General features: G+C 71.8%; 20 protein-coding genes. 10 read left to right on the top strand and 10 right to left on the bottom strand.

What is annotated here, in order from left to right:
* Positions 1–5 precede the first annotated feature (5 nt).
* Together CRP50_RS08005 and CRP50_RS08000 are read right to left on the bottom strand one after the other, a co-directional pair.
* Positions 6–986 (bottom strand): HlyD family efflux transporter periplasmic adaptor subunit, encoded by a 981-nt coding sequence (locus CRP50_RS08005; RefSeq protein ID WP_097278492.1) that lies wholly within the window; start codon positions 984–986, stop codon positions 6–8.
* 105 nt (positions 987–1,091) lie between these two features.
* Complete coding sequence (locus CRP50_RS08000) at positions 1,092–1,778, bottom strand: ArsR/SmtB family transcription factor (protein WP_097278491.1); 687 nt, start codon at positions 1,776–1,778, stop codon at positions 1,092–1,094.
* A gap of 132 nt (positions 1,779–1,910) precedes the next feature.
* On the opposite strand from CRP50_RS08000, the gene CRP50_RS07995 reads away from it, so the two are divergent.
* Complete coding sequence (locus CRP50_RS07995; protein WP_097278490.1) at positions 1,911–3,137, top strand: MFS transporter; 1,227 nt, start codon at positions 1,911–1,913, stop codon at positions 3,135–3,137.
* 2 nt (positions 3,138–3,139) lie between these two features.
* Here the strand turns inward: CRP50_RS07995 and CRP50_RS07990 are convergent, their stop codons facing one another.
* The 4 genes from CRP50_RS07990 to CRP50_RS07975 form a co-directional block, all read right to left on the bottom strand.
* The gene (locus CRP50_RS07990) at positions 3,140–4,663 is read right to left on the bottom strand and encodes a diguanylate cyclase (RefSeq protein ID WP_097278489.1); all 1,524 of its coding nucleotides are present in this window, start codon (positions 4,661–4,663) and stop codon (positions 3,140–3,142) included.
* 19 nt (positions 4,664–4,682) lie between these two features.
* Complete coding sequence (locus CRP50_RS07985) at positions 4,683–6,770, bottom strand: putative bifunctional diguanylate cyclase/phosphodiesterase (protein ID WP_097278488.1); 2,088 nt, start codon at positions 6,768–6,770, stop codon at positions 4,683–4,685.
* A 90-nt stretch (positions 6,771–6,860) separates the two neighbouring features.
* A complete protein-coding gene (locus tag CRP50_RS07980) occupies positions 6,861–8,696 on the bottom strand; it encodes a TRAP transporter permease (RefSeq protein WP_245913408.1) in 1,836 nt (611 codons plus the stop codon).
* A 25-nt stretch (positions 8,697–8,721) separates the two neighbouring features.
* On the bottom strand, positions 8,722–9,702 hold the full coding sequence (locus CRP50_RS07975) for a TAXI family TRAP transporter solute-binding subunit (protein WP_097278487.1): 981 nt from the start codon (positions 9,700–9,702) through the stop codon (positions 8,722–8,724).
* A 211-nt stretch (positions 9,703–9,913) separates the two neighbouring features.
* On the opposite strand from CRP50_RS07975, the gene CRP50_RS07970 reads away from it, so the two are divergent.
* From CRP50_RS07970 to CRP50_RS07935, 8 genes are all read left to right on the top strand, one after another.
* Positions 9,914–10,675, top strand: a complete 762-nt coding sequence (locus CRP50_RS07970; protein ID WP_245913407.1) for a FadR/GntR family transcriptional regulator — start codon at positions 9,914–9,916, stop codon at positions 10,673–10,675.
* A 135-nt stretch (positions 10,676–10,810) separates the two neighbouring features.
* Complete coding sequence (locus CRP50_RS07965) at positions 10,811–12,013, top strand: ABC transporter substrate-binding protein (protein WP_097278485.1); 1,203 nt, start codon at positions 10,811–10,813, stop codon at positions 12,011–12,013.
* Positions 12,014–12,120: 107 nt separating this feature from the next.
* Positions 12,121–12,981, top strand: a complete 861-nt coding sequence (locus CRP50_RS07960; RefSeq protein ID WP_097278484.1) for a branched-chain amino acid ABC transporter permease — start codon at positions 12,121–12,123, stop codon at positions 12,979–12,981.
* 1 nt (position 12,982) lies between these two features.
* Positions 12,983–14,014: a branched-chain amino acid ABC transporter permease gene (locus CRP50_RS07955; RefSeq protein WP_097278483.1), complete on the top strand. Its 1,032-nt coding sequence runs from the start codon at positions 12,983–12,985 to the stop codon at positions 14,012–14,014.
* Entirely contained in the window at positions 14,011–14,766 is a 756-nt protein-coding gene (locus CRP50_RS07950) for an ABC transporter ATP-binding protein (protein ID WP_097278482.1), read from the top strand. Before CRP50_RS07955 ends, CRP50_RS07950 begins: the two co-directional genes overlap by 4 nt.
* A complete protein-coding gene (locus tag CRP50_RS07945; RefSeq protein WP_097278481.1) occupies positions 14,766–15,461 on the top strand; it encodes an ABC transporter ATP-binding protein in 696 nt (231 codons plus the stop codon). Before CRP50_RS07950 ends, CRP50_RS07945 begins: the two co-directional genes overlap by 1 nt.
* A 10-nt stretch (positions 15,462–15,471) precedes the next feature.
* Positions 15,472–16,890 carry an amidase gene (locus CRP50_RS07940; protein ID WP_097278480.1) on the top strand — a complete coding sequence of 473 codons (1,419 nt, stop codon included), beginning with the start codon at positions 15,472–15,474 and terminating at the stop codon, positions 16,888–16,890.
* A gap of 58 nt (positions 16,891–16,948) precedes the next feature.
* A complete protein-coding gene (locus CRP50_RS07935) occupies positions 16,949–17,587 on the top strand; it encodes a LysE family translocator (protein WP_097278479.1) in 639 nt (212 codons plus the stop codon).
* 19 nt (positions 17,588–17,606) lie between these two features.
* On the opposite strand, the gene CRP50_RS07930 is transcribed toward CRP50_RS07935, so the two are convergent.
* The 4 genes from CRP50_RS07930 to CRP50_RS07915 form a co-directional block, all read right to left on the bottom strand.
* Positions 17,607–18,140: an SRPBCC family protein gene (locus CRP50_RS07930; protein WP_097278478.1), complete on the bottom strand. Its 534-nt coding sequence runs from the start codon at positions 18,138–18,140 to the stop codon at positions 17,607–17,609.
* Positions 18,137–18,505 (bottom strand): ArsR/SmtB family transcription factor, encoded by a 369-nt coding sequence (locus CRP50_RS07925; RefSeq protein WP_097278477.1) that lies wholly within the window; start codon positions 18,503–18,505, stop codon positions 18,137–18,139. The genes CRP50_RS07930 and CRP50_RS07925 overlap by 4 nt, the downstream gene beginning before the upstream one ends.
* A gap of 67 nt (positions 18,506–18,572) precedes the next feature.
* Positions 18,573–21,668 (bottom strand): efflux RND transporter permease subunit, encoded by a 3,096-nt coding sequence (locus tag CRP50_RS07920; protein WP_097278476.1) that lies wholly within the window; start codon positions 21,666–21,668, stop codon positions 18,573–18,575.
* Positions 21,669–21,673: 5 nt separating this feature from the next.
* Positions 21,674–22,816 (bottom strand): efflux RND transporter periplasmic adaptor subunit, encoded by a 1,143-nt coding sequence (locus CRP50_RS07915; RefSeq protein WP_097278475.1) that lies wholly within the window; start codon positions 22,814–22,816, stop codon positions 21,674–21,676.
* Positions 22,817–22,926: 110 nt separating this feature from the next.
* Here CRP50_RS07915 and CRP50_RS07910 point away from each other — a divergent pair, with 110 nt between their 5' ends.
* Entirely contained in the window at positions 22,927–23,541 is a 615-nt protein-coding gene (locus CRP50_RS07910) for a TetR/AcrR family transcriptional regulator (protein WP_176525081.1), read from the top strand.
* Positions 23,542–23,691: the final 150 nt, after the last annotated feature.

Genomic DNA, 23,691 nt, shown 5'->3' with positions numbered 1-23,691 from the left:
CGCCCTCACTCGAGCACGACGGTCACCGGCATGCCCTGGCGCAGCAACGGGTCGGGGCCGTCGATGACGACGTGGAAGCGGAACACCAGGTCGCTGCGCAGCTCTTCGGTCTGGACGGTCTTCGGGGTGAACTCGGCGACCGGCGCGACATAGCCGATGGTGCCGTGATAGGGCTGATCGGGCCGGCTGTCGGTGAACACCTGCGCCCGGCTGCCCGGCTGCACGGCGCCGAGGCGCGGTTCCGGCACGAAGGCGCGCACCCACACGGGCGCCGTCTTGGCCAGCGAGACGACGGTCGCGCCGGGCGCCAGCACCGAGCCGGGCTCGCGCACGCGGCTCATGACCACGCCGTCGGCCGGCGCCGTCAGTTCGGTGTCGGACAGGCGGCGTTGCGCCAGGTCGCGCAGGGCACGCTCGCCCTCCAGCTGGGCGCGGGCGGCGGCGACGTCTTCGGCACGGGCGCCTTCACGCAGCAGCGACAGGCGTTCCTCGGCGGCGGCGGCGCGGTTGCGGGCGACGTCGAGGGCGGCTCGGGCGTCGTCCAGGCTGCGCTGGGCGGCGGCACGGGTGCGGACGAGATCCTCCTGGCGGGTGAATTCGGCACGGGCATTGACCAGCTGCGCTTCCGCCGCCGCCCGTTCGGCCTCGGCGGCGGCCACTTCCTGCGGGCGCGATCCGGCTTCCAGCTTGGCGAGCACCTGTTCCTGCGCCGCCACACGGGCGGAAGCGATGGCGAGGGCGTCCTCGAAGTACCCGCGCTCCATGCGGGCGACGGGCTCCCCGGCGCGGACGGCGTCGCCCTCCTCCACCAGCACCTCGGCGAGGCGGCCTTCCACGGTGAAGGCCACGTCCACCTGCCGCACCTCCACCGTGCCGTAGAGCGCCGCTTCCGTCGCCGCCGGCGCGCGCCAGACGGCGACGCCGATACCGGCGGCCACCACCACCGCGACGGCCGCGAGCGCGGCCTTGGTTCCTCTGCCGGGCATAATCGTCATCCCCTGCCGATCGATGGGTTTGCCTCATGGTAGATCAAAGGGTTAGCAGTCGACCCTGCAAAGGACGCAAGGTTGCCATGCCGTCGGGTGCCGGGCTCACGCCTCGATGCCGAAGTGATCGCGGAACATCCGCCCGCCGAGCGGCGTCACCTCCACCGCCCGCGTGCCGGCCATGCGGCGGATCCAGCCGTGGTCGAAGCCGTGGCGGCAGAGCGCGGCACCGACGGCCCCGGCGAGGTGCGGGCGACGCTCGCTCCAGTCGAGGCAGGGCCGGCAGTAGACCCGGCCACCCGGCCGGGGCAGCGCGATGTCGAGCCCGGCGAGCAAGGCACGGCCGTCTTCCGTCAGTTCCGCCCCTTCGTCTTCCACCCGCGCCGCGCCGCGCGCCACCAGGGCATCGCACAGCGCCACGCCGAGCCGCCCGGCGAGGTGGTCGTAGCAGGTCCGCGCGCGTCGCAGGGCGGCGTCGCGCGGCCCTGTCGCCACCGGCCGCAGGGGTGGCGCGACGGTCGCCGCCACCACCATGAGCGTCTCCACCATTCCCGCCACCGCCGCCGAGGCGAGCCGGTAGTGGCGGTGCCGCCCCTGCTTCTCCATCGCAAGCAGGCCCGCCGTCACCAGCCGCGCCAGATGGCCGGAGGCGGTTTGCGGCGTCACTCCGGCGACGGCCGCCAGTTCCGTCGCCGTCAGGGCGCGGCCGTCCATGAGGGCGTGCAGCATGGCGGCCCGCGCCGGGTCTCCGGCCAGGGCGGCGATCTCGGCGAAGGCGGCGGTGCTGGTCATGGCGGCGGTCTCCGGAGGGGTGGCGGGCATGATGCCACGATCCGACCCGACGATACTTCGCCCGCCGCCGAAGCAACAGGGCCGCAGGAGGCGCCATGGTGCGGACGGTTTTCCTGCGGCAAGGAGCGGACGATGACGTGGTTCTTCGGGTGGACGGTGGTGCGGGCGGCCTTCGTGCTGGCCCTGTTCGGGTGGGGCGTGGGGTTCTACGGCCCGCCGGTGTTCCTGCACGCGGTCCAGGTGCGCACCGGCTGGCCGGTGGCCGCCGTCTCGGCGGCGGTGACGCTGCACTTCCTGGTCGGCGCCCTGGTGGTCGCCAACCTGCCGCGCCTGCACCGCCGCTTCGGCGTGCCGGCGGTGACCACCGGCGGCAGCCTGCTGCTGGCGCTGGGTGTCGGCGGCTGGGCGGTGGCGGCGGAGCCCTGGCACCTGATCGCCGCGACGCTGCTGAGCGGCGCCGGCTGGGTGACCATGGGCGCGGCCGCCGTCAATGCCGTGCTGGCGCCGTGGTTCGTCGCCCGCCGCCCGGCCGCCCTCGCCATGGCCTACAACGGCGCGAGCCTGGGCGGCGTGGTGTTCTCGCCCCTGTGGGTCGCCGCCATCGCCGGCTGGGGCTTCCCGGCGGCGGCGGCGGCGGTGGGCGTCGTCATGGTGGCGGTGGTGGCGATGCTGTCGGCACGCGTCTTCCGCCTGACGCCCGCGGCACTCGGCCAGCACTCCGACGGCGGCGCGCCTCCCGCGGCGGCGGCCGCGGTCGAGACGGCGGCGCCCCTGCCGGCCGGCGGCATCTGGCGCGACGGCCGCTTCGCCACCCTCACCGGCGCCATGGCGCTGACGCTGTTCGCCCAGATCGGCCTGCTGGCGCATCTGGTGTCGGTGCTGGCGCCGGTGCTGGGGGCACAGGAAGCGGGGCTGCTGGCCGGTCTCGCGACCGCCCTCGCCATCGCCGGCCGGACTCTGGTCGGCTGGCTGCTGCCGGCGGGCGCGGACCGGCGGCTGGCGGCGGCGGCGAGCCTGGCCGTGCAGATCGCCGGATCGCTGGTGCTCGCCGCGGCCGCCGGGTCGCTGCCGCTGCTGGTGGCGGGGGTGGCGCTGTTCGGCTTCGGCATCGGCAATGCCACATCGCTGCCGCCCCTGGTGGCGCAGCAGGAGTTTCGCCGCGCCGACTGCCTGCGCGCCGTGGCGCTCATGGTGGCGACGGCGCAGGCCGCCTATGCCTTCGCGCCGGCGGCCTTCGGGCTGCTGCGGGGGGGATCGGACGGGAATGCCGCTCTGTTCCTCGCCGCCGCGGCGGTGCAGGCTGTCGCGGTGGTCGTGCTGCTGGGCGGGCGGGCCCTGCGGGTACGGGCCGCCGCGTGACGTCAGGCGGCAGACGCATCGCCCTCGGGAGCGGCGAGCGACGCGACCACCCGATCGCGGCCCGTCGCCTTGGCGCGGTAGAGCGCGGCGTCGGCATGGCGCAGGGCCTCGGCCAGGCCATCGACGGCGCGCGCCTCCTCCGGCGTCAGTACGTGCCAGCCGATGCTCACGGTGTAACGGATGGCGGCACCGCCGCCGTCCACCCGCCGCCGACGCACGGCCTGAACGATGCGGTCGGCCACTTCCGCACAGCCGGCGGCGGGGGTGCGCGGCAGCACGACGGCGAACTCCTCGCCACCGAGGCGGCCGAGCAGGTCGCTCGCCCGCAGCACCTGCCGCAGGGCATCCGTCAAGTCGCGCAGCACGGCGTCGCCGACGGCATGGCCGTAGTGGTCGTTGATGCGCTTGAAGTGGTCGGCGTCGATCATCATCACCGCCACCGGCCGCTCCGCCGCCCCCGCGTCGACCAGATTCCGCTCCCCGTCGGCCAGGAAGGCGCGCCGCGACAGGGCGCCGGTGAGGGCGTCGGTGCGGGCCAGATGCTCCAGTTCCTCGGTGCGTTCGCGCACGCGCGCCTCGAAGCGGGTGGTGCTGTCGGCGAGCGCCACCATGGCCCGGTCGCTGCGCCGGCCGAACCGGTACAGCAGCACGCCGCCCACCGCGGCGCCGAGGCTGCCGACGATGCCCAGGGCGACGAGCGTGGACAGAAGCGCGGTCCACGGCGCCAGCACGCTGGCCTTTTCCACCACCACCACCGCTTCCAGCGGGTAGTGGGGCGACGCGACGCTCCGGATGCGGACCGCGCCCGCCACCCCGTCGTGCCCCCCGTAGGCGACGCCGGCGGGATCGGTGTCGCTGCGGCCGACGCAGGCCTGCCATTGCGGGGCGCAGGTGAGCCACGGGCCGTCGACCAGCCGCACGCCGGCCGTCGTCCCCGCCGGCAGATCGCCGACGGCGACGAGGCCCGCCAGTTGCGCCGGGTCGAAGGCGGCGGCGACCACCGCGATCACCTGCCCGTCGGGGCCGTAGATCGGTCGCGACACCGGCACCAGCCAGCCGAGGCCGCGGCGGCTGACGACGGGCCGGCCGATGAACAGGCGGGCGGTCCCACCGAACCCCTGCTGCACGTAGTCGCGGTCGAGCAGCACCAGGGGCGGCGACGGATAATCCTGGCCCTCCGCCAGCAGCAGCCCGTCGATGGAGATGATGGCCATCTCCTTGATGAGCGGCGACAGCGCCTTCTGGCGTGCCAACAGATCGTGCAGGGCGCGGTTGTCCCGCCGCAGTCCGTCGGGATTGAAGCGGATCACCTCCTCGACGGTGCCGACGGTGCGGCCGAGGATCTCGAGCGCATCCTCCATGCGGGCCGTGGTGGTCGTGGCCGCCGAGACGGCGGCGACCTCCGCCATCTCCAGCACGTCGAGGCGCAATTCGCGCACGTGCAGCAGGATCCCGCCGCCGAACAGCATGGCGACGAGGGCTCCGGCGGTGAGCCAGCGGGCGGGGCTGATCCTCGACAGCGTCATGGCGTCTCCCGTCCGGTCATCACGCCGCCGACCCGGCGCCGGCCGCGGCGGCGTCCTGCCTGAGCAGCGCCTCCACGTCGGCGGCCGGCAGCGGACGGCTGAAGAAATAGCCCTGCGCGAGGTCGCACCCGAGGACGCGGCAGACTTCCACCGCCTCGGCGACCTCGATGCCTTCGGCCACCACCCGCAGGCCGAGGGACCGCGCCAGCGTCACCATGGCGCCGACCAGGGCGGCGTCGCGGTCCTTGCGGTGGATCTCCTCGGTGAACACCTTGTCGACCTTCAGCACGTTGACCGGGAAGCGCTTGAGGTGGCCGAGGCTGGAATAGCCGATGCCGAAATCGTCGACGGCGATGGACACGCCCATGGCGCGGCAGGCGTCCAGCGCCTGGGCCACGGGCGCGATCTCCTGGCCGAACATGCTCTCGGTCAGTTCCAGCTCGATGAGGGCCGGGTCGATGCCGCTGTCGGCGAGCGCCATCTCCAGCGCCGGCACGAGGTCGCCGTGCAGGATCTGGGCGTAGGAGACGTTGACCGCCACCCGCACCGGCGCGCCGCGCGCCACCCAGCCGGCGACGTCGCGGCAGGCCTTGCCGAGCACCCAGCGGCCGACCGGAACGATGGCCCCCGTTTCCTCCAGCAGCGGCACGAACTCGGCCGGCGAGACGGCGCCGTGGCAGGGCGGGTTCCAGCGCAGCAGCGCCTCGACAGACACGATGCGGTCGGTGGTGAGGCACACCTGCGGCTGATAGTGGACCGTGAACTCGCCGGACGCCAGGGCTCCGTCCAAGGCTTCCAGCAGGGCGAGGCGGCGGTTGGAGCGGGTGCCCCATTCCGGTTCGAACACCCGCACGCCGTTGCGGCCGGCGTCCTTCACCCGGTACATGGCGAGATCGGCGCAGCGCACCAGCTGATCGGCGGTGCGGCCGTGGCCGGGGTAGACGGCGACGCCGATGCTGACGCTGGCGGTCTGCGAGCGCTGGCCCGGCAGGTCGCAGGGCTCCTGCAGGCGGCGGCGCAGGGTTTCGGCGACGGTGACCGCCGCCTCCGGCCCCTTCAGGCCGTCGAGCACGACGACGAACTCGTCGCCGCCGACCCGCGCCACCACGTCGGTCGCCCGCACCACCTGCTGCAGGCGGGTCGCCATCTGGCGCAACAGGCCGTCGGCGGCGCCATGGCCGTGGCGGTCGTTGACGTCCTTGAAGCCGTCCACGTCGAGGAACAGGACGCCGACCGTGCCGCCCGTCTGGTCGGCCCGGCCGATGGCCTCCTCCAGCCGCAGGTCGACGACACGGCGGTTGAACAGGCCGGTCAGGGGGTCCCGCAGGGCCTGGCGCTTCAGGTCCCGGTCGGCGGCGAGGCGCTGGGTGATGTCCTGCGTGGTGCCGCTGAGCACGGCGACGCTGCCGTCCCCGCGCCGGGCACCCTTGGCGCCGACGGCCACGTTGCGCACGGTGCCGTCGTCCAGCACGATGCGGAACTCCACATTGCGCGCCACGCCGTCGGCCTTGATGGCCGCCACCGCCCGCAGGACGAAGGCGCGGTCATCGGGGTGCATGCGCCCGACCACGTCGCCGAAGGGCACCATGCCGTCGGTTTCCGGTAGGCCGTAGATGCGCAGCGTCTCGCGCGAGCAGTTGAGGACGTCGGTGGCCGGATCCCACTCCCAGCTGCCGACATGCGCCAGCGTCTGCACCTCGTCGAGCTGGTCGAGGGCGGCGTTGAGGGCGTTTTCCGTCTGCATGACGCGGCTGATGTCGCGCTGCACGGTGACCACCCGGCGCAGCCGACCGCCGGCCAGGAAGGGATGCACCACCGCTTCCGTCCAGAACGGCCCGCCGTCCTTGCGCCGCTGCCGCAGGGTGCCGCGCCAGATGTGGCCGGCCCGCAGGGCGGCGGCGATCTCGGCGCAGGCGGGCTCGCCCTCCTGCCCCAGCATGTCGCGGTAGGACAGGCCCACCAGTTCCTCACGCGCGAAGCCGGTGGCGCGGCAGAACCGGTCGTTGACGACGACGATGGTGCCGTCCGGCTCCTGCACCGACAGCATGGCCGCCTGATCGACGGCCACGGCGAGGTCCTGGAGGAGGTCGAGGGGAAGGTCTTTCACACGGCACCCGCGCTTGAGTCATTCGGCACCTTAGTACCCTAGAAACCTTACGTTAGTGCTAAAGCCTTACCCCTCGTTGCTCCTTGCGGCTCAAATCCCTCCCACGAAGATCACCGCCCCGCCGAGAGCCGCCAGGGCCAGCGCCGCCCAGACCTTGCGGTGCGGGTTGATGGCGCCGTAGCTGATGAGCCACGTCCCCGCCCCCACCTTGACCGCCGCCGCCACCGCCATCCACGGCGCCTCGCCGAGCAGCAGCAGGCTCGGGTTGGCGATGAAGCCGAGCGGCACCAGGAACAGGCCGATGCCGAGCTGCATGGAGCGCCACGCCACCGGCAGCCACGGCGTCTCGGCGATGCCGGCGGCGATGAAGACGTTGCCGCAGACCGGCGGCGTGATGGTGCAGAGCAGCGCGTACCAGAACACGAACAGGTGGGCGTACAACTCCGGCAGGCCCAGTTCCGTCAGGGCAGGACCGGCCACCGCGACGGCGATGATGTAGGCGGCCGTCGTCGGCAGCTCCATGCCGAGCACCAGCGCGGCGAGGCCGGTCAGGATCAGCGCCAGCCACAGGTTGCCGCCCGAGGCCGATAGGATCAGCGAGGTGACCTTGACGCCGAGGCCCGTCATGCCGAACACGCCGACGATGATGCTGGCGCAGATGATGATGGCGGCAATGGCTGCCACCTGCCGGCCGGCATCGACGCAGGCGGTCCACAGGCGGTGCAGCCAGCGCTTCAGGCGTACCCGCCCCAGGCTGTCGGCCAGCAGCATCAGGGCCGTCAGGCCGGTCGCCAGGGCGGCGGCATAGGGCGCGGTGTAGCCGGTGAAGGCCAGCATGTAGACCAGCGTGCCGAAGGGCGCGAGGAAGAACGGCAAGGTGCGCAGCACCACCGGCCATCCCGGCAGTTCGGACGCGCTCAGGCCCTTCAGGCCCCAGCGCAGGGCGAACATGTGGACGCCGAACCACACGGTGGCGAAGAACAGCAGCGCCGAGGGGCTGGCCGCCGTCATGATGGTGGCGTAGTCGGTGCGCAGAAGCTCGGCCATCACGAAGATGCCGGCGCCCATGAGCGGCGGCATGATCTGGCCGCCGGTGGAGGCCACCGCCTCGGTCGCCGCCGCCATGGCGGGCGGGTAGCCGAGACGCTTCATGGCCGGGATGGTGACCATGCCGGTGGACGCCGTATTGGCGGCGGCGACGCCCGAGATGGTGCCGTACATGGCGCTCGCCAGCACCGCCACCTTGGCGGCGCCGGCACTGAACCGGCCGGCGGCCTGGGTCGCCAGCGCCATGAAGCCGATGCCGGCCGCGCCGGCGGAGATGAAGGCGCCGAGGATGATGAAGGGCGCGATGGTTTCGGCGGAGATGCCGGTGAGGGAACTCCACAGCCCGCCCTCGGCGATGACCAGGGTGCCGAGGAAGTAGGAGGGCGGCAGGTAGCCGTGGCCGAAGTCGCCCGGCACCAGGTGCCCCCACAGCCCGTAGACCAGCACGATCAGCGTGATGACCGGCAGCACCGCCTTCACCGCCCGCCGCGCCATTTCCAGCACGACGACGATGAGGGTCACCGCCACCACCATCTGCAGCGGCCCCTGCAGGGCGCCGTACTGGTCGATCAGCGCCTCGCGGCTGGCGACGACGTAGCCGGCCGCCGCCAGCCCCGCGACCCCGAACCCGTAGCCGAGCCGGCGCAGCCACGCCCGCTCCACCCGCGCCAGGAAGAACACCCAGGGAATGGCCAGCATGAAGTGGATGGGCCGCGCCACCAGCGCCGGGACGAGGCCCGAGAACACCAGATAGAGATGGAACCCGACCGAGCCGACGCCGAGCGCCAGCATCAGCCACTCCCGCACCGTGATGCGCGAGAGCGGACGGGACAGCGGCGCGCCTTCCGGCACGCCGCCCGCTTCCGTGGTATCGATCATTGGGGAAGAGTGTCCCGCCGCCGGCTCAATTCTGCGCCGCGGGCATGGCGATGCCCTTTTCCTCGTAGTAGCGCGCCGCACCCGGATGCACGGGGGCACCCATGAGCGACACCATGCTCGGCTCGACGCCGGTCCACCACGGATTGTCGGCGGCTAGGCGGTCCTTCCACTCCCAGAAAGTCTTGGTGATGGTATAGGCCGTCTCGTCGCTCATGTTGGCGGTGGTATAGGCACCCACCGGCACGCCGACCGTCTCCACCGGCGCATCCTGCCCCTCGTAGGTGCCGGCGGCGATGGTCAGCGGGCCCGACATGGCGTCGAGGTCGAGGATTTTGGCGCGTTCCTCGTCCGTGAAGCTCAGGATGTCGACGGGCGTGGTGGCCGACAGCTCCACCAGCTGCGGCGTCGGGTGCGAGGAACAGGTGGCGAAGCCGTCCACCTTGCCGTTGCGCATGGCGGCGCTGGCGGCGGACAGTTCCACGTCCACCGACTCGACCTTGTCGGCGATGCCCAGGATTTCCAGGATCTTGGCGGTGCGGCGCTCGCAGAAGGTGCCCTTGGCGCCGGCGATGAAGGTCTTGCCGGCGAGGTCGGAGACGCTGTCGATACCCGCCCCTTCGCGCACCACGAAATGAACGGTGATGAACGGCATGACGAACAGCGTGCGGGCGCCGTCGTTGGCCTGGCCCTCGAAGGGCGCCTCGCCGGCGCGGGCGGAGGCGAGCAGGCTCGGCGGCGTGGTGAAGACGAAGTTGCCCGGGCGGACGAAGCTCTCCTTCACGTTCTGCACGCTGCCCTGGCTTTCCTCGACGGTCGGGTTGAGCGCGCCGTCGCTCGCCTTCTTCAGCATTTCGGCCAGCTGCACGGTCATGACGTAGTAGGAACTGGTGGACTTGGCCGACTTCAGGGTCACCTGTTCGGCCGCCACGGCGGCACCGCCGACAGTCGACAAGGTGACGAGGGTGGCCAGGGCGGCACCGGCGGCGCGCGCGAGCTTGGTGGACATTCCGACTCTCCCGTTTTTGCGTTTCTGTGATGGCGCGTCGGCCCGCTGCCCGCCGGTTCGACGTTTTCGATCAGAGCCGAAGATTATTCAAATATCGCAGCCCAGAGCAAGGATATGTCGCCCTTGGGCCGGATATGTCTGCCCTCTTGCGCCGCTCGATGCGATTTATCATGATAAACGGCATCGGATGAACCCGCGACGGATGGCCGGCGTGTCCCTGAGGCGAAAGCACAAACTGTCGGACCTCATCGTCGAGGACGTGAAGCGCCGCATCGTCAGCGACCGGCTGAAGCCGGGCGACCGCCTGCCCAACGAGAAGGACCTGATCGAGCAGTACGGCTGCGCCAAGGGCACCGTGCGCGAGGCCCTGAAGGGCCTGGAGGTCGAAGGCCTGATCGTCACCAAGACCGGCCCGACGGGCGGCGCCTACCTGACCCAGCCGACGGTCGATCACGCAGCGCGGGCACTGCGCAACTTCCTGCACTTCCAGCACCTGGACGGCGACCAGATCTACCAGCTGCGCATCCTCATCGAGGAGGAAGTGGCGGCTTCCGTGGTCGGACGCCTGAGCGAGAACGACTTCCGCGCGCTGGAAGACAACATCGCCCTCTGCGCCCATCCGCCGCAGGACGAGGAGGAACAGCGCACCCAGCGCATCGCCGAGCTGGAGTTCCACAACATGCTCGCCGCGCTGTGCCCGAACCCGCTGCTCGCCTTCCTCGGCCGCTTCCTCAACGATCTGCTGCGCGACCTGGTGGTCCTGAAGAAGGTCTACCTGCCGGCCCGCGGGCAGTTCGGCGAAGCCAACCTCGACTACCACCGCCGCCTGCTCGACGCCTACCGGCGCGAGGACGAGGCGACCGTGCGTCGCCTGATGCGCGAGCACATGTGCGACGCCCACGACCACCTCCACGCGCTGGAAGGGGAAGTGGCGAAACGCTTCCTGCTCGACGGGCCGCCGCACGGCCACTGACCGACACCATCGCCCCCGAGGCGGCACAAGACCGCCCGGACCGGCCAACAACGAAGAACAAAGCACAAGGCAGGGGACTCCACCGCTTCACGCACGATCAGAACAACTCTGACATCAGGGACACGGAGGCTTCACATGCTACGACGGACCTTCCTCAAGAGCGGCATCGCCGCCGGCGCGCTGCTCGCCGCCCCCGCCCTCGTCGGCCGCGCCCGCGCCGCCGACGGCATCACCCTCTACGGCGTCAAGTCCATGTCCGGCGGCTTCGCCAGCTATGGCAAGTTCGCCGAGATGGGCTCGCAGATGGCCGTGAAGGACTACGGCGACCTGCTCGGCGCGCCGGTCTCCTACACCACCATCGACACCGAGGGGAACGCCGGCAAGGCCGTGCGCAAGGTGCAGGAAGCCATCCAGCAGAACGGCGCCAAATTCTTCAACGGCTGCACCCTGTCGTCGTCCGCCCTCGCGGTCGGCAAGGAAGTGAACCAGGCCGGCGGCGTCTTCGTCACCCCGGCCGGCGCCGACGAACTGACCGGCAGCGAGTGCAACGGCGGCACCTTCCGCTGGTCGGTGCCCACCTACGGCGCCATCAACGAAACCGTGCGCCCGCTCATCGCCGAGATGCCCAACGCCAAGCGCTGGTACACCATCACGCCGCAATACGTGTTCGGCGAGGCGCTGCTGGAGAACGCCAAGGCCATCTTCGCCGAAAAGGGCATCGAGCACGTCGGCAACAGCTACCACTCCCTGCAGGAGCAGGAGTTCTCCGGCTACCTGACCAACGCCATGGCCCAGAGCCCCGACGTTCTGCTGCTGCTCAACTTCGGCGGCCAGTCGTCCAACGCGCTGCGCCAGGCGGTCAACTTCGGCCTGAAGAACCAGATGACCATTCTGCTGGCGTGGTCCGCCGGCCTCGATCAGTTCAAGGAACTCGGCCCCGACGTCATCGAGGGCGTCTACCTGGGCGCCCAATATTGGCACCAGGTCGACACGCCCATGAACCGGGAACTGGTGGAGAAGGTGCGCGCCGCCCACGGCATGAACCCGAGCTACCCGCTGGCCGCCGACTACATCGGCACGAAGATCATCCTCGACGCCATCAAGGCGGCCGGCACCACCGACGGCGCCGCCGTGCGCAAGGCGCTGGCCGGCATGACCTACGAGGGCCCGACGGGCACCGAGACGGTGCGCGCCGCCGATCATCAGGTCATCAAGGACTACTACCTGCTGAAGGGCAAGGCGGCCTCGGCCATGAAGGACGAGGACGACCTGGCGGGCATCGTCAGCTCCGGCCGCTCCTTCCCCGAGGGCGACCAGATCGTCTGCAAGATGGCCTGAGGCCAGGCCCGCGACGCGGAAGCCCCGCCGCCGGCGCCCGATGCGCGGCGGCGGCGGGGCTCCCCGTCCCCCTCGCCGCCGCCCTGCCCTCGCCTGCGGAGCCCGCCATGGCCAACGTCTATGTGTTCCAGGTCCTCAACGGCCTGGGGCTCGGGATGATCTATTTCCTCATTTCGGTGGGGCTGACGATCATCTTCGGGCTGCTCAACTTCGTGAACTTCGCCCACGGGGCGTTCTTCCTGCTCGGGTCCTACCTCTGCTACACCACCGTCGCGTGGACGGGGAACTTCTGGCTGTCGCTCATCGCCGGGCCGCTGGTGGTGGGCGCGCTGGCGTGGGTGGCGGAGCGCGTGCTGATCGTGCGCGTCTATCACCTGCCGCATACCTTCCACATCCTCATCACGCTCGGCATCGCGCTCATCATCCAGGAATCGGCCATCATGATCTGGGGGCCGGTCGGCAAGAGCGTGCCGGTGCCCGAGCTGTTGCAGGGCGTGGTGCGGTTCGGCAACTTCGCCTATCCGCAGTACCGGCTGTTCCTCATCGTCTTCAGCGCCGTCATCGGCCTGCTGCTGTGGCTGCTGCTGGAGCGCACCAAGTTCGGTGCCCTGGTCCGCGCCGGCAGCGAGAACCCGGAACAGGTGGCGCTGCTCGGCACCAACATCTTCCGCCTGTTCTCCCTGACCTTCGCACTCGGGGTGGCGCTCGCAGGCGTCGCAGGCGTGCTGTCGGCGCCGTTGCGCGGCGCGCACCCTTTCATCGGCACGGAAGTGCTCGGCCTCGCCTTCGTGGTGGTGGTGATCGGCGGCATGGGGTCGTTCAGCGGCGCCCTGGTGGGCGGCCTGCTGGTCGGCCTGGTGCAGAGCCTGATGACCAGCATCTGGCCGCAGGGTGCCAGCCTGATGATCTACGGCGCCATGGCGGCGGTGATCCTGCTGCGGCCCTACGGCCTGTTCGGGAGGGCCTGACATGGCAGACGCCCGCTCCATGACCCCCGCCCCCGCCGCTGCGGCCACTGCGCCGGCCGCCGGCCCCTCCCTCCTGCGCGGCATCACGCTGCTGACGGTCGCCGCGGTGATCGTGCTGCCGCTGGTGCTGCCGTCCACGACGCTCGCCGCCGAGATCCTGATCTTCGCCATGGCGGCGCTGGCCTGCAACCTGCTGCTCGGCTACACCGGCCTCCTGTCCTTCGGGCAGGGGATCTTCTTCGGCGGCGGCGCCTATGTCGCCTCGCTGCTGATGATCCACCTGGGCGCCGGCCTGTTCACGGCGCTGGTCGGCGCCATGGTGTTCGGCGCCGCCGTCGCCGCCGTGGTGGGGGCGCTCGCCATCCGCCGCACCGGCATCTACTTCGTCATGCTGACGCTCGCTTTCTCGCAGATGGCCTACTTCGTCGCCTATACCCTGAGCGACTGGACCGGCGGCGACAACGGCCTGCTCGACGTGCCGCGCCCGCCCGTCGCCATCGCCGGTGCGACCCTGGTCGACCTGTCCGATCCGGCGGTCTACTACGCCTTCGTCGCGGTGCTGTTCGTCGCCGTCTTCGTGGCGGCGCGGCGGATCATCCATTCGCCCTTCGGCTCGACGCTGGTGGCAATCCGCGAGAACGAGGGCCGCGCCGCCGCCCTCGGCTACGACACGCGCCAGTTCAAGATCCTCGCCTTCAGCCTGTCGGGCGCCATCACCGGCCTCGCCGGCGCGCTCTACGCCATGCTGCTCAACTTCGCGCCGCTGTCGAACATCGAACTGGTGATGTCGGAGCACATCCTCATCATGACCATCATCGGCGGCACCGGATCGCTGTTCGGCTCCATCCTCGGCGCCGCCGGCATCGTGCTGCTCGGCGACCTGCTGTCGGCGGTGTGGCCGCGCTGGATGATGCTGCTCGGCATCGTGCTCATCGGCGTCGTCATCTTCATGCGCGGCGGCCTGTGGGGCGGCGTCGAGAGCTTGTACGACACCATCCGCGCCCGCCGCGCCCATCGGAGGACCGCGCCATGAGCGACGACGTCATCCTGGAAACCGAAGGCCTGCAACTGGCCTACGGCGCCTTCATGGCCGTCGACGGCGTGTCGCTGCGCATCCGCCGCGGCACCATCCACGCCGTCATCGGCCCCAACGGCGCCGGCAAGACCAGCACCTTCCACTGCCTGACCGGCGAGCGACGGCCGACCGGCGGCCGGGTGCTGTTCGAGGGCCGCGAGGTCACCCGCAAGCCGGCCAACGCCCGCGTCGGCCTCGGCATGGCGCGGTCGTTCCAGCTCACCAGCCTGTTCCAGAACCTGTCGGTGCGCGAGAACCTGCGGGTGGCGGCACAGGGGCGCGACGGCGCCCGCGCGCTCACCTTCTGGCGCCCGGCGGAAAGCCGGCGCGAGCATCTGGCCGTGGCCGACGAGATCCTCGAGCGGCTGGCGCTGACGGCCCGCGCCGACACTGCCGCCGGCGACCTGTCGCATGGCCAGCAGCGGGTGCTGGAGGTCGGCATGGCGCTGGCCGCCCGCCCCCGCCTGCTGCTGCTCGACGAACCGACGTCGGGCATGGGGGTCGACGACATTCCCGTCATGACCCGGCTGATCGGCGAACTGGGGCGCGAGTACACGGTCATGCTGATCGAGCACAACATGAGCATCGTCATGTCCATCAGCGACACCATCACCGTCATGCACCAGGGCAAGGTGCTGGTGGAGGGCCCGCCCGAGGTCGTGCGGGCCGATGCGCGCGTGCGCAGCGCCTATCTGGGGGAGGCCGCCTGATGCTCGTGGTCGATGGCATCCATTCCTACTACGGCAAGAGCCATGTGCTCGAGGGCGTGTCGCTGGAGGTGAAGGCGGGCGAGCTGGTCACCCTGCTCGGCCGCAACGGCGCCGGCAAGACCACCACGCTGCGCAGCATCGCCGGCATGGTGCGGCCGCGCGCCGGCAGCATCACCTTCGAGGGCCGCGAGACGGTGGGGCGTGAAAGCTTCCAGATCGCGCGCTCCGGCGTCGCCTTCGTGCAGGAGAGCCGCGGCATCTTCGGCCTGCTGACGGTGGAGGAGAACCTGCGGGTCGCCGAGCGCAAGGGCGGCCGGTGGTCCATCGAGGACGTCTACCAGATGTTCCCCCGCCTGCGCGAACGCCGCCGCAACGGCGGGCGGGCACTGTCGGGCGGCGAGCAGCAGATGCTCGCCATCGCCCGCGCCCTGGTGAACGACCCGAAGATCCTGCTGCTCGACGAACCGACGGAGGGCCTCGCCCCCGTCATCGTCGACGAGATCGTGCGCATCCTGCGCGGCATCCGCGAAAGCGGCATGCCCGTGCTGCTGGTCGAGCAGAACATCGCCGTCTGCGAGAAGCTGGCCGACCGCCATTACATCCTGGAACAGGGCCGCATCGTCTATGCCGGCAGCCGCGACGACTTCGCGGCCGACCCAGCGGTGCGCGACCGCTACCTGGCCCTGAGCGCCTGAAGGGAGCCCCATGAGCACCACCCCCAAGACCGACCTCGGCACCCTCACCGCCGCCGAGTTGCTGCGCCTCTACCGCCGGCGCCAGGCCTCGCCGGTGGAGGCGACGCGCGCGGCGCTCGACCGCATCGCCCGCTTCAACCCGGCCGTCAACGCCTACTGCCACGTCGATGAAGACGGCGCCCTGGCGGCGGCGCGGGAGTCGGAAGCGCGCTGGCAGGCCGGCCGGCCCATGGGGCCGCTGGACGGCGTGCCGTCGTCCATCAAAGACCTGACGCCGACCCGCGGCATGCCGACCCGCAAGGGCTCGCGCACCACCGATGCCGCCGGCCCGTGGGACGTCGACGCGCCCTTCACCGCCCACATGCGGGCGGCGGGGGCTGTGCTGCTCGGCAAGACCACGACGCCGGAATTCGGCTGGAAGGGCGTCACCGACAACACCCTCTACGGCGCCACCCGCAACCCGTGGAACCTCGGCACCACCGCCGGCGGGTCGAGCGGCGGCGCCGGGGCGGCGGCGGCGCTCAACATGGGCGTGCTGCACCAGGGCTCCGACGCCGGCGGGTCCATCCGCATCCCCTGCGCCTTCACCGGCACCGCCGGCATCAAGCCGACCTTCGGCTATGTGCCGCAGTGGCCGGCGAGCGCAATGGGTACCATGTCTCACCTCGGCCCCATGGCCCGCACCACCGAGGACGTGGCGCTCATGCTGACCGCCGTCGGTCAGCCCGATGACCGCGACTGGATGACCGGCGCGCCCTTCACCCGCGACTGGACCGTCGGCCTTAGCCGTGGCGTGCGGGGCTTGCGCATCGCCTACAGCCCGACACTCGGATACGTAAACGTACGATCTGACGTCGCCCGCGCCGTCGCCGAGGCGGTGGAGGTGCTCGCCGACCTGGGCGCCATCGTCGAGGAAGTGGATCCCGGCTTCACCGATCCCATCGACACCTTCAACACCCTGTGGTTCTCCGGCGCCGCCAAGATCCTCGCCAACCTGCCGCCGGAAAAGCGCGAGCTGGTCGACCCCGGCCTGCATGTCATCGCCGAGGAAGGGGCGCGCATCTCCGCCGTCGACTACCTGCGCGCCGTTGACGCCCGCACGGCACTCGGCGAACGCATGGCCGCCTTCCACCGCGAGTGGGACGTGCTGGTCACGCCGAGCGTGCCCATCACCGCCTTCCCGCTCGGCGACAACGTGCCGCCGGGCTCGGGCCTGCGACACTGGATGGAGTGGACGCCGTTCTCCTACCCCTTCAACCTGACACAGCAGCCGGCTGCCTCGGTGCAGTGCGGCTTCGGCGACGACGGGCTGCCGGTGGGCCTGCACGTGGTGGGGGCGCGGTTCGACGATGCGACGGTGCTGGCGGTCTGCCACGCCTTCGAAAGCGCCCGTCCGCCCCGCTACCCCGAGGCGCCGGTGCCCGGCTGACGACCGGCCGGCGGCTCTGCTATGCTGCCGGCCTCCGCCGCCGCTGGAAGATCACGCCATGCTGTCCTACGACCTCGCCCATTGGGGGACCTTCCTGCTGACGGCGCTGGTGCTCAACCTGTCGCCGGGACCGGACATCGCCTTCATCCTGGGGCATACGGTGCGCGGCGGCGTGCGCGCCGGCACCGCCGCCATGCTGGGGATCTGGACCGGTGCCTTCGGGCACGTGGTGCTGGCGGCCCTCGGCCTGTCGGCCATCGTCGCCGCCTCCGCCACCGCCTTCGCCGTGGTGAAGTGGGTGGGTGTCGCCTACCTTGTCTGGCTCGGCATCAAGGCGCTGCTGTCCAAGGGCGGCAGCCTCGCCGCGCCCACCGCCGCCGGGCCGGCGGTGGCGCCTTGGCGGGTGTTCCGGCAGGGGGTGCTCATCGACCTGCTGAACCCCAAGGTGGCGATCTTCTTCCTCGCCTTCCTGCCGCAGTTCGTGGAACCGGGCGCCGGACCGGTGTGGCTGCAGTTGCTGGTCCACGGCACGCTGGTGATCGTGGTCGCCGCCGTGGTGGAGCCGCCGCTGGTGCTGCTCGGCGGCCGCCTGACCGAGGCGCTGCGCCGCAGCCGCCGCTTCGGCCTGTGGCTCGACCGCTCGCTCGGCGCCCTGTTCCTGGCCCTCGGCCTGCGACTGGCGGCCAGCGAGCGCTGACCGCCAGCGAGGGTGCCGGTCACTTCGGCAGGCGGCTGTCGTACTCGGCCTGCAGGCGCGTCCAGGTGCTCCAGAACGACGGCGCCGCGGTGTCGGTGAGCCGGGCGACGAGGATGTCGAGGTGGGTGTGCCAGCCCGCGGCGACGCAGAGCGACATGGCCCGGTCCGGCAGGCGGCGGTGCACCACCGTCAGCAGCACGTCCCGGCCCTGCGGCGTCAGCTCGAAGGTCACCTCGCCGTCGTCCATCCACGTGAACGACAGGCGGTGCGGCGGGTCGACCTCGGTGATGCGGCTCGTCATCCGCTCCTCTTCCCGGAAGCTCTCCGGCCGCACGTCGTCGGCCTCCGACAGGCCGTCGTTGCGCCATACCAGTTCAAAACCGGCGCCGACGCGCAGGTCCATGGCCCCGGCGGCGAGCCACCGGCGGCGCAACTCGCCGTCGGTGAGGTAGGACCAGACGCGGTCGACGGGGCCGGGCAGCAGGCGTTCGATCTTCAAGGTGGCGGGTTCGACGAGCACGCCGTGCGCGTCGCGGGTGAGGGTCTCGGTCATGGGTCGTCTCCTGTGGGGGCTTCGGGGGATGCCGCGTCTTCCGCGCGGAGCAGCCGGTCGAGGGTGTCCAGACGCCCGGTCCAGAAGCGCTCGTAGAAGGCGAGCCACTCGTGCGCGGTCGCGAGCGGCCCGGGGTCGAGGCGGCACAGGTGGGTGCGGCCGCGCACCTCGCGTCGGATCAGTCCCGCCGCCTCCAGCACCTTGATGTGCTTGGAGGCGGCGGCCAGCGAGATCGTGAAGGGTTCCGCCAGTTCACTCACCGACCGCGCCCCGCCCGCAAGCTCGCGGAGCATGCGGCGCCGGGTGGCGTCGCCGAGGGTGTGGAACAGCGCGTCGAGGCGGGGGGCGTCTGTTTGCTCAACCATGTGGTTGAACGTAGACGCCTCCCGCCCAATTGTCAACCGTTTGGTTGAATGTGCCCGGCCCGCCTCCTCACGCCGCCGCCGCGGCCGCCGCGCCGGGGATCCGGCGGCGGCTGACCAGGGCCACCATGGGCGGCGTGAAGTAGAACGACACCACGGCCGACAGCAGCACGCCGCCGGCGATGGCGACGGCGAAGGGCGGCCAGAAACCGCCGCCGGCGACGATCAGCGGCACGAAGCCGCAGACCGTCGTGACCGTGGTCGAGACGATGTGGCGGGCGGAGCGCACCACCACCGCCGCCATGGCCTCTCGGTCGCCGCTGGCCGCCTGCGGGTCGTCCTGCAGCGCCGTCATGATGATGATGGCGGCGTTGATGGACACGCCGATGGAGCCGATGGCGCCGATCAGGGCCTGGATGCCGAAGGGGTGCCCGAAGGCCGCCAGGGCGAGGAAGCTCAACCCCATGGACAGGCCGCAGACCGCCAGCGCCACCAGGCTCAGGCGGAACGACATGAAGGTGAGCACGATGGTGGCGACGGTCAGCGTCACCACGAGGCCGAGCGTGGAGATCAGGTTGGTCACCGTCTCGGCCCGCGCGTCGCTGTCGCCGCCGTATTCGATGCGCAGGCCCGGCGGCAAGGCGAAGCCGCTGGCGGCCAGCCGGGCCTGGAAGTCGCGCAAGGCTTCCTCCGGCAGCACGCCGTGGTCGAGGTAGGCCTGCACGGTGTTGATGCGCTCGCCGTTGCGGCGGGCGATGGGGCTGTCGGACGGCTCCACCCGCCATGCGCCCAGGGCCGTCAGGGGGATGCCGGGGAAGCCGGTCTCCGCCGCGCCGTGCGGCGCGGTGACAGTCATCGCCAGCACGGCGTCGAGCGTGCCGCGGTCGGCGGGCCCGACGCGCACCCGCACCGGCAGTTCCTCCGTCGCCTCCAGCAGCGAGCCGCCGACCGATCCTTCCAGCAGGCCGTCGAGCTGACCCGCCACGGCCACGAGGTCGAGGCCGGCCTGCCGCACCTTGTCCTCGTCCAGGCGGAAGACCAGCTTGGGTGCGCCGCCGACCAGGGTGGCGCGGGTGTGGATGACGTCGGGCACCTCGGCCAGCAGGCGGCGGATCTCCTCGCCGGCGTCGCGCAGCCGGTCGAGGTCGGGACCGACCAGACGCACCTCCAGCGGCGCCGCCACGGGCGGGCCCTGCACCAGGCCGCGCACCAGGATCTGCGCCAGCGGCAGCGCGGCGTCGAGGCGCAGCTGCAGGTCCGGGACCAGGCGGTCGGTGGCCGCCGGCGAGTCGGTGGTGACCAGGGCTTCGGCGAAGCCGGCGTTGCCGTCGCGGTCGGCCTGCATGTTGTAATAGAAGGCCGGCGCGCTCTCGCCCACCACCCACTGCACCTGCCGCACGCCGGGCGCCGCCAGCAGCACCGCCCCCGCCGCCTCGGCCACCCGCTGCGTCTCGCCGATGGCCGCCCCGGGCGGCAGCTGGACCTGCACGTAGAACTGGTCGCGGTCGACGCCGGGGAAGAACTGCGCCGTCAGCGTCGGAAACAGCAGGAACCCGGCCACCGGCGGCACCAGCGACAGCGCCACGGCGGCCAGCGGCCGGCGCAAGGACCACCGGATGCTCGCCGCGAACAGGCGGCCGAGCCCGTCCCATGCGGTCGGCCGCGGCGCCTCCGCCGGCGCACCCTTCGGCAGCAGCCAGCCGCCGAGGGCCGGGGTGACGGTCAGCGCCAGCACCAGCGACGCCACCAGCATGATGATGACGGCCAGCGCGATGGAGCCGACGAAATCCCCCGCCGGCCCCGGCAGCAGCGCCATGGGCAGGAAGGCGAGCACCGTGGTGACGGTGGAGGCCAGCAGCGGCACCGCCAGCCGGCGTACCGCCTCGCCCACCGCCGCCTCCGTCGCCATACCGGCGGCGAGGCGGCGGCGGATCTCGTCGATCATGACGATGGCGGCGTCCACCAGCAGGCCGAGGGCGACGATGAGGCCGGTGACCGACATCTGGTGGACGGGAATGCCCACCCGCTGCATGACCGCCAGCGCCACCAGCGCCGTCAGGGGTATGACGGCGGCGACGATGAGCGCCGCCCGCCACCCCATGGTGAGCATCAGCACGGCGATCACCAGCGCAAGACCGACCGCCATGTTGGCGGTCAGGTCGCCGAGCCGCTCCGTCGTGTAGGGCCCCTGGTCGAACACCACCTCGACCGCCAGGCTGCCGGGCAATGCCCCCCGCATGGCGTCGACGGCGGCGCGGGCGCGGGCGGTCCAGGCGTCCACCTGGCGGTCGCTCTGCATGCGGGCCGCCACCAGGGCGCCGGTGCTCTCGCCGCTGCGGGCGATGGAGGCCGCCGGCGTGCGCACGGACCGTTCCACCGTCGCCACGTCGCCCACACGTACCGCCGCCCCGTCGGCGGCGGTCGCCACGGTGACGGCGCGGATCCGGTCGAGGTCGGTGATCTCGCCGGCCACCTCGATGAGCAGGTCGGCCGCGCGTCCCCTTACCTGCCCCGCCCGCACCTTGGCGTCGGCGGCGGCGATGGCGGCCGCCACCCGCGGCGCCGTCAGGCCGAGCCCGGCCAGCGCCTGCGGGTCGAGGGTGACCAGCACTTCCTCCTCCGGCACGCCGTAGACGCGCACGTCCTCCGTCGCCGGCAGGCCGCGCAGGCGGTCCTGCAGGTCCTCGGCATGGCGGCGCAGCACCGAGGGCGGCACCGTGCGGCCCTCGCGGGGCGTCAGGGCGACGATGAGGGTGAAGGCGCCGGTACGCTCGTCGTCGAAGGCGGGCTCCGGCACGCCGGGCGGGAACTGGCGGGCGGCATCGCCGAGGGCGTCGCGGATTTCCGACCACACCTGGTCAAGGCGCGCGTCGGGCAGCGTGTCGGCCAGTTCCACCTGCACCAGCGAGATGCCGGTGGACGAGGTGGACTGGATCTCCTTGATCTCGGAGATGCCGCGCAGTTCGTCCTCGATCTTCTCGGTCACCAGCGCCTCCACCCGGCTCGGGGCGGCGCCGGGGAAGGGTGTCGCGATGGTGGCGAAGAGGTTGGTGATGGTCGGGTCCTCCTGCCGGCCGATGGTCAGCAGCGCCGAGGCGCCGAGCGCCACGATCATCAGCACGGTCAGCGCGAAGATGCGCGGCCGGCGCAGGAACAGGGTTTCCATGGCCGTCACTCCGCCTGCGCCACGACAACGCTCTGCCCCGGCACGACCCGATGGGCGCCGGCGGCGACGAGGCGGTCGCCGGACGAGAGGGGCCCGGCGACGTAGGCGCGGTCGCCCTCCACATGCAGGACTTCGACGCTTTCACGCACGACCGACAGACCGGCCTCCGCGGTCGCGCCATCGGGGCGCAGGACGAAGACGCTCCACAGCCCGCGGCGCGCCTCCACCAGCGCCGTCAGCGGCACCCAGGCGCCGGGCGCCGGGATCGTGCGGTCGACGTGGAGTTCCACAGTGTCGCCGAAGCCGCCGTCCAGCGCCGCGTCGACCGTCACCAGCACGGGCACGGTCCGCGTCGCCCCGCTCAGGTCGGGCCGCACGGCGAGCACCTCGGCCGGTACGGGCCGACCGCCGACCAGCAGGCGCACGGGCGCACCCGGCAAGAGTTGCGCCGCCACCTCGGGCGAGACGCCGACGCGGGCGCGCGGACGGCCGGTTTCCAGCAGGTCCACCACCGCGGCCCCGGCGCCGACCACCGTTCCTTCGTCCAGCAGGCGTGGCCCGACGGTGCCGGCGAAGGGCGCCCGCAGCACGGCCTTGTCCAGGTCAATGCGCACCGCCCGCAAGGCCGCGTCCGTCTCCGCCAGGCGCGCCGTCAGCGCCTGGGCCGCGAGGCGGGCTTCGTCGTAGCGCTGCGCCGGGGTGTGGCCCTGGTCGCGCAGGGTGCGCTGGCGATCCAGCGTGCGGCGGGCGAGGTCGAGGTCGGCCGCCACCTGGTCGCGCTGGGCCGCCAACTGGTCGCGCCGGGCCAGCAGGGCTGCATCGTCGAGCCGCGCCACCACCGCACCGGCCGCGACCGCCGCCCCTTCCTCCACCAGGATCTCCGTCACCAGGCCCGGCTGCTCGAAGGCGAGCGTGCTGCGGCGCGCCGGCTCCAGGCGGCCCAGGAAGCGGTCGGTGACGGTGTGGCCGGCCTGCGGCTCCACCTGCAGCGCCGCCACCGGCAGCCGTGCGGCGGTCGCGGCGGGTGCGTCCGGCGCCGGTCCGACGGAGGCGGCCACCAGGCCCGCGCCTCCCACCGCCAGCACCACCACGGCCACCGCCGCGGCGATGCCGCCCCTCCCCTTCAGCGCCCGGGCCATGTGCACCATCGAACTCTCCCTACGGAACGGAAAACGAGACGATACGGTATCGTCTCGTTTCACTAGATGCGATACCGATGCGTCTCGTCAAGTGCGGAGTCACCTGCTATGTAAGGGGCATGGCCGAAAACAGATCATCGTCGACCCGCCCGCTCGACCCGCAGAAGCGCCTCGCCATCCTGGAGGCGGCGCAGAAGGTGTTTCTGTCCCAGGGGTTCGCCGGCGCGACCATGGATCACGTCGCCGCCGAGGCGGGCGTCGGCAAGATGACCGTCTACCGCCACTTCGGCAGCAAGGACGCGCTGTTCGAGGCCATGCTGCACGAGGTCTGTGCCGGCCGCTTTCCGCACGCGCCGCTGCCCGAGTCGGCGACCCTGCACGACGAATTGCACGCCCTCGGCACCGCTTTCGTCGAACTGGTGACCGATCCGAACCGGCTCGCCACCTACCGCGCCGCCATCGGCGAGGCGGAACGGTTTCCCGCCTTCGCCCGCCTGTTCTACGAAGGCGCGGTCATGCTGGTGGTGGATCATGTGGCGGGCCGCTTCCACGCCCACGCGCCGCACCTGTCGGATGTGGAGGTCCGGCGCCTCGCCGGCATGTTCCTGCAGATGGTGCAGGGTCCGACGCTGCTGCGGCTCATGCTCGGGATGCCGCCGCAGCCGTGGAACGACGACTTCGCGGCCCAGATCGAGATGGCGGTCGACTTCGTGGAACCGCGGCTGCGCTCCTGATTCCCGCGGCGCGCGCGCCTCTGACGCCGGCTCTACGCCTCCCTTCCCATAGGCATATATACGTGTAGATAAGTATCCGCGCGATCGCTAGCGGGCTATAACAGTTTCCTTAGTGCAAGCAACGTGAGGCGCCCAACCGCCGGCGCCCGG

This window comes from Caenispirillum bisanense (genome assembly GCF_900230255.1).
Classification (GTDB): Bacteria; Pseudomonadota; Alphaproteobacteria; order Rhodospirillales; family Rhodospirillaceae; genus Caenispirillum; species Caenispirillum bisanense_A.
This window is presented reverse-complemented; position numbering and strand designations above follow the sequence as displayed.

Excerpts from the sequence above, each read along its gene's own strand:
- CRP50_RS08005 (WP_097278492.1), bottom strand. The coding sequence starts at position 986 with ATGCCCGGCAGAGGAACCAAGGCCGCGCTCGCGGCCGTCGCGGTGGTG.
- CRP50_RS08000 (WP_097278491.1), bottom strand. The coding sequence starts at position 1,778 with ATGACCAGCACCGCCGCCTTCGCCGAGATCGCCGCCCTGGCCGGAGAC.
- CRP50_RS07995 (WP_097278490.1), top strand. The coding sequence starts at position 1,911 with ATGACGTGGTTCTTCGGGTGGACGGTGGTGCGGGCGGCCTTCGTGCTG.
- CRP50_RS07990 (WP_097278489.1), bottom strand. The coding sequence starts at position 4,663 with ATGACGCTGTCGAGGATCAGCCCCGCCCGCTGGCTCACCGCCGGAGCC.
- CRP50_RS07980 (WP_245913408.1), bottom strand. The coding sequence starts at position 8,696 with ATGATCGATACCACGGAAGCGGGCGGCGTGCCGGAAGGCGCGCCGCTG.
- CRP50_RS07975 (WP_097278487.1), bottom strand. The coding sequence starts at position 9,702 with ATGTCCACCAAGCTCGCGCGCGCCGCCGGTGCCGCCCTGGCCACCCTC.
- CRP50_RS07965 (WP_097278485.1), top strand. The coding sequence starts at position 10,811 with ATGCTACGACGGACCTTCCTCAAGAGCGGCATCGCCGCCGGCGCGCTG.
- CRP50_RS07960 (WP_097278484.1), top strand. The coding sequence starts at position 12,121 with ATGGCCAACGTCTATGTGTTCCAGGTCCTCAACGGCCTGGGGCTCGGG.
- CRP50_RS07955 (WP_097278483.1), top strand. The coding sequence starts at position 12,983 with ATGGCAGACGCCCGCTCCATGACCCCCGCCCCCGCCGCTGCGGCCACT.
- CRP50_RS07950 (WP_097278482.1), top strand. The coding sequence starts at position 14,011 with ATGAGCGACGACGTCATCCTGGAAACCGAAGGCCTGCAACTGGCCTAC.
- CRP50_RS07945 (WP_097278481.1), top strand. The coding sequence starts at position 14,766 with ATGCTCGTGGTCGATGGCATCCATTCCTACTACGGCAAGAGCCATGTG.
- CRP50_RS07940 (WP_097278480.1), top strand. The coding sequence starts at position 15,472 with ATGAGCACCACCCCCAAGACCGACCTCGGCACCCTCACCGCCGCCGAG.
- CRP50_RS07935 (WP_097278479.1), top strand. The coding sequence starts at position 16,949 with ATGCTGTCCTACGACCTCGCCCATTGGGGGACCTTCCTGCTGACGGCG.
- CRP50_RS07930 (WP_097278478.1), bottom strand. The coding sequence starts at position 18,140 with ATGACCGAGACCCTCACCCGCGACGCGCACGGCGTGCTCGTCGAACCC.
- CRP50_RS07925 (WP_097278477.1), bottom strand. The coding sequence starts at position 18,505 with ATGGTTGAGCAAACAGACGCCCCCCGCCTCGACGCGCTGTTCCACACC.
- CRP50_RS07920 (WP_097278476.1), bottom strand. The coding sequence starts at position 21,668 with ATGGAAACCCTGTTCCTGCGCCGGCCGCGCATCTTCGCGCTGACCGTG.
- CRP50_RS07915 (WP_097278475.1), bottom strand. The coding sequence starts at position 22,816 with ATGGTGCACATGGCCCGGGCGCTGAAGGGGAGGGGCGGCATCGCCGCG.
- CRP50_RS07910 (WP_176525081.1), top strand. The coding sequence starts at position 22,927 with ATGGCCGAAAACAGATCATCGTCGACCCGCCCGCTCGACCCGCAGAAG.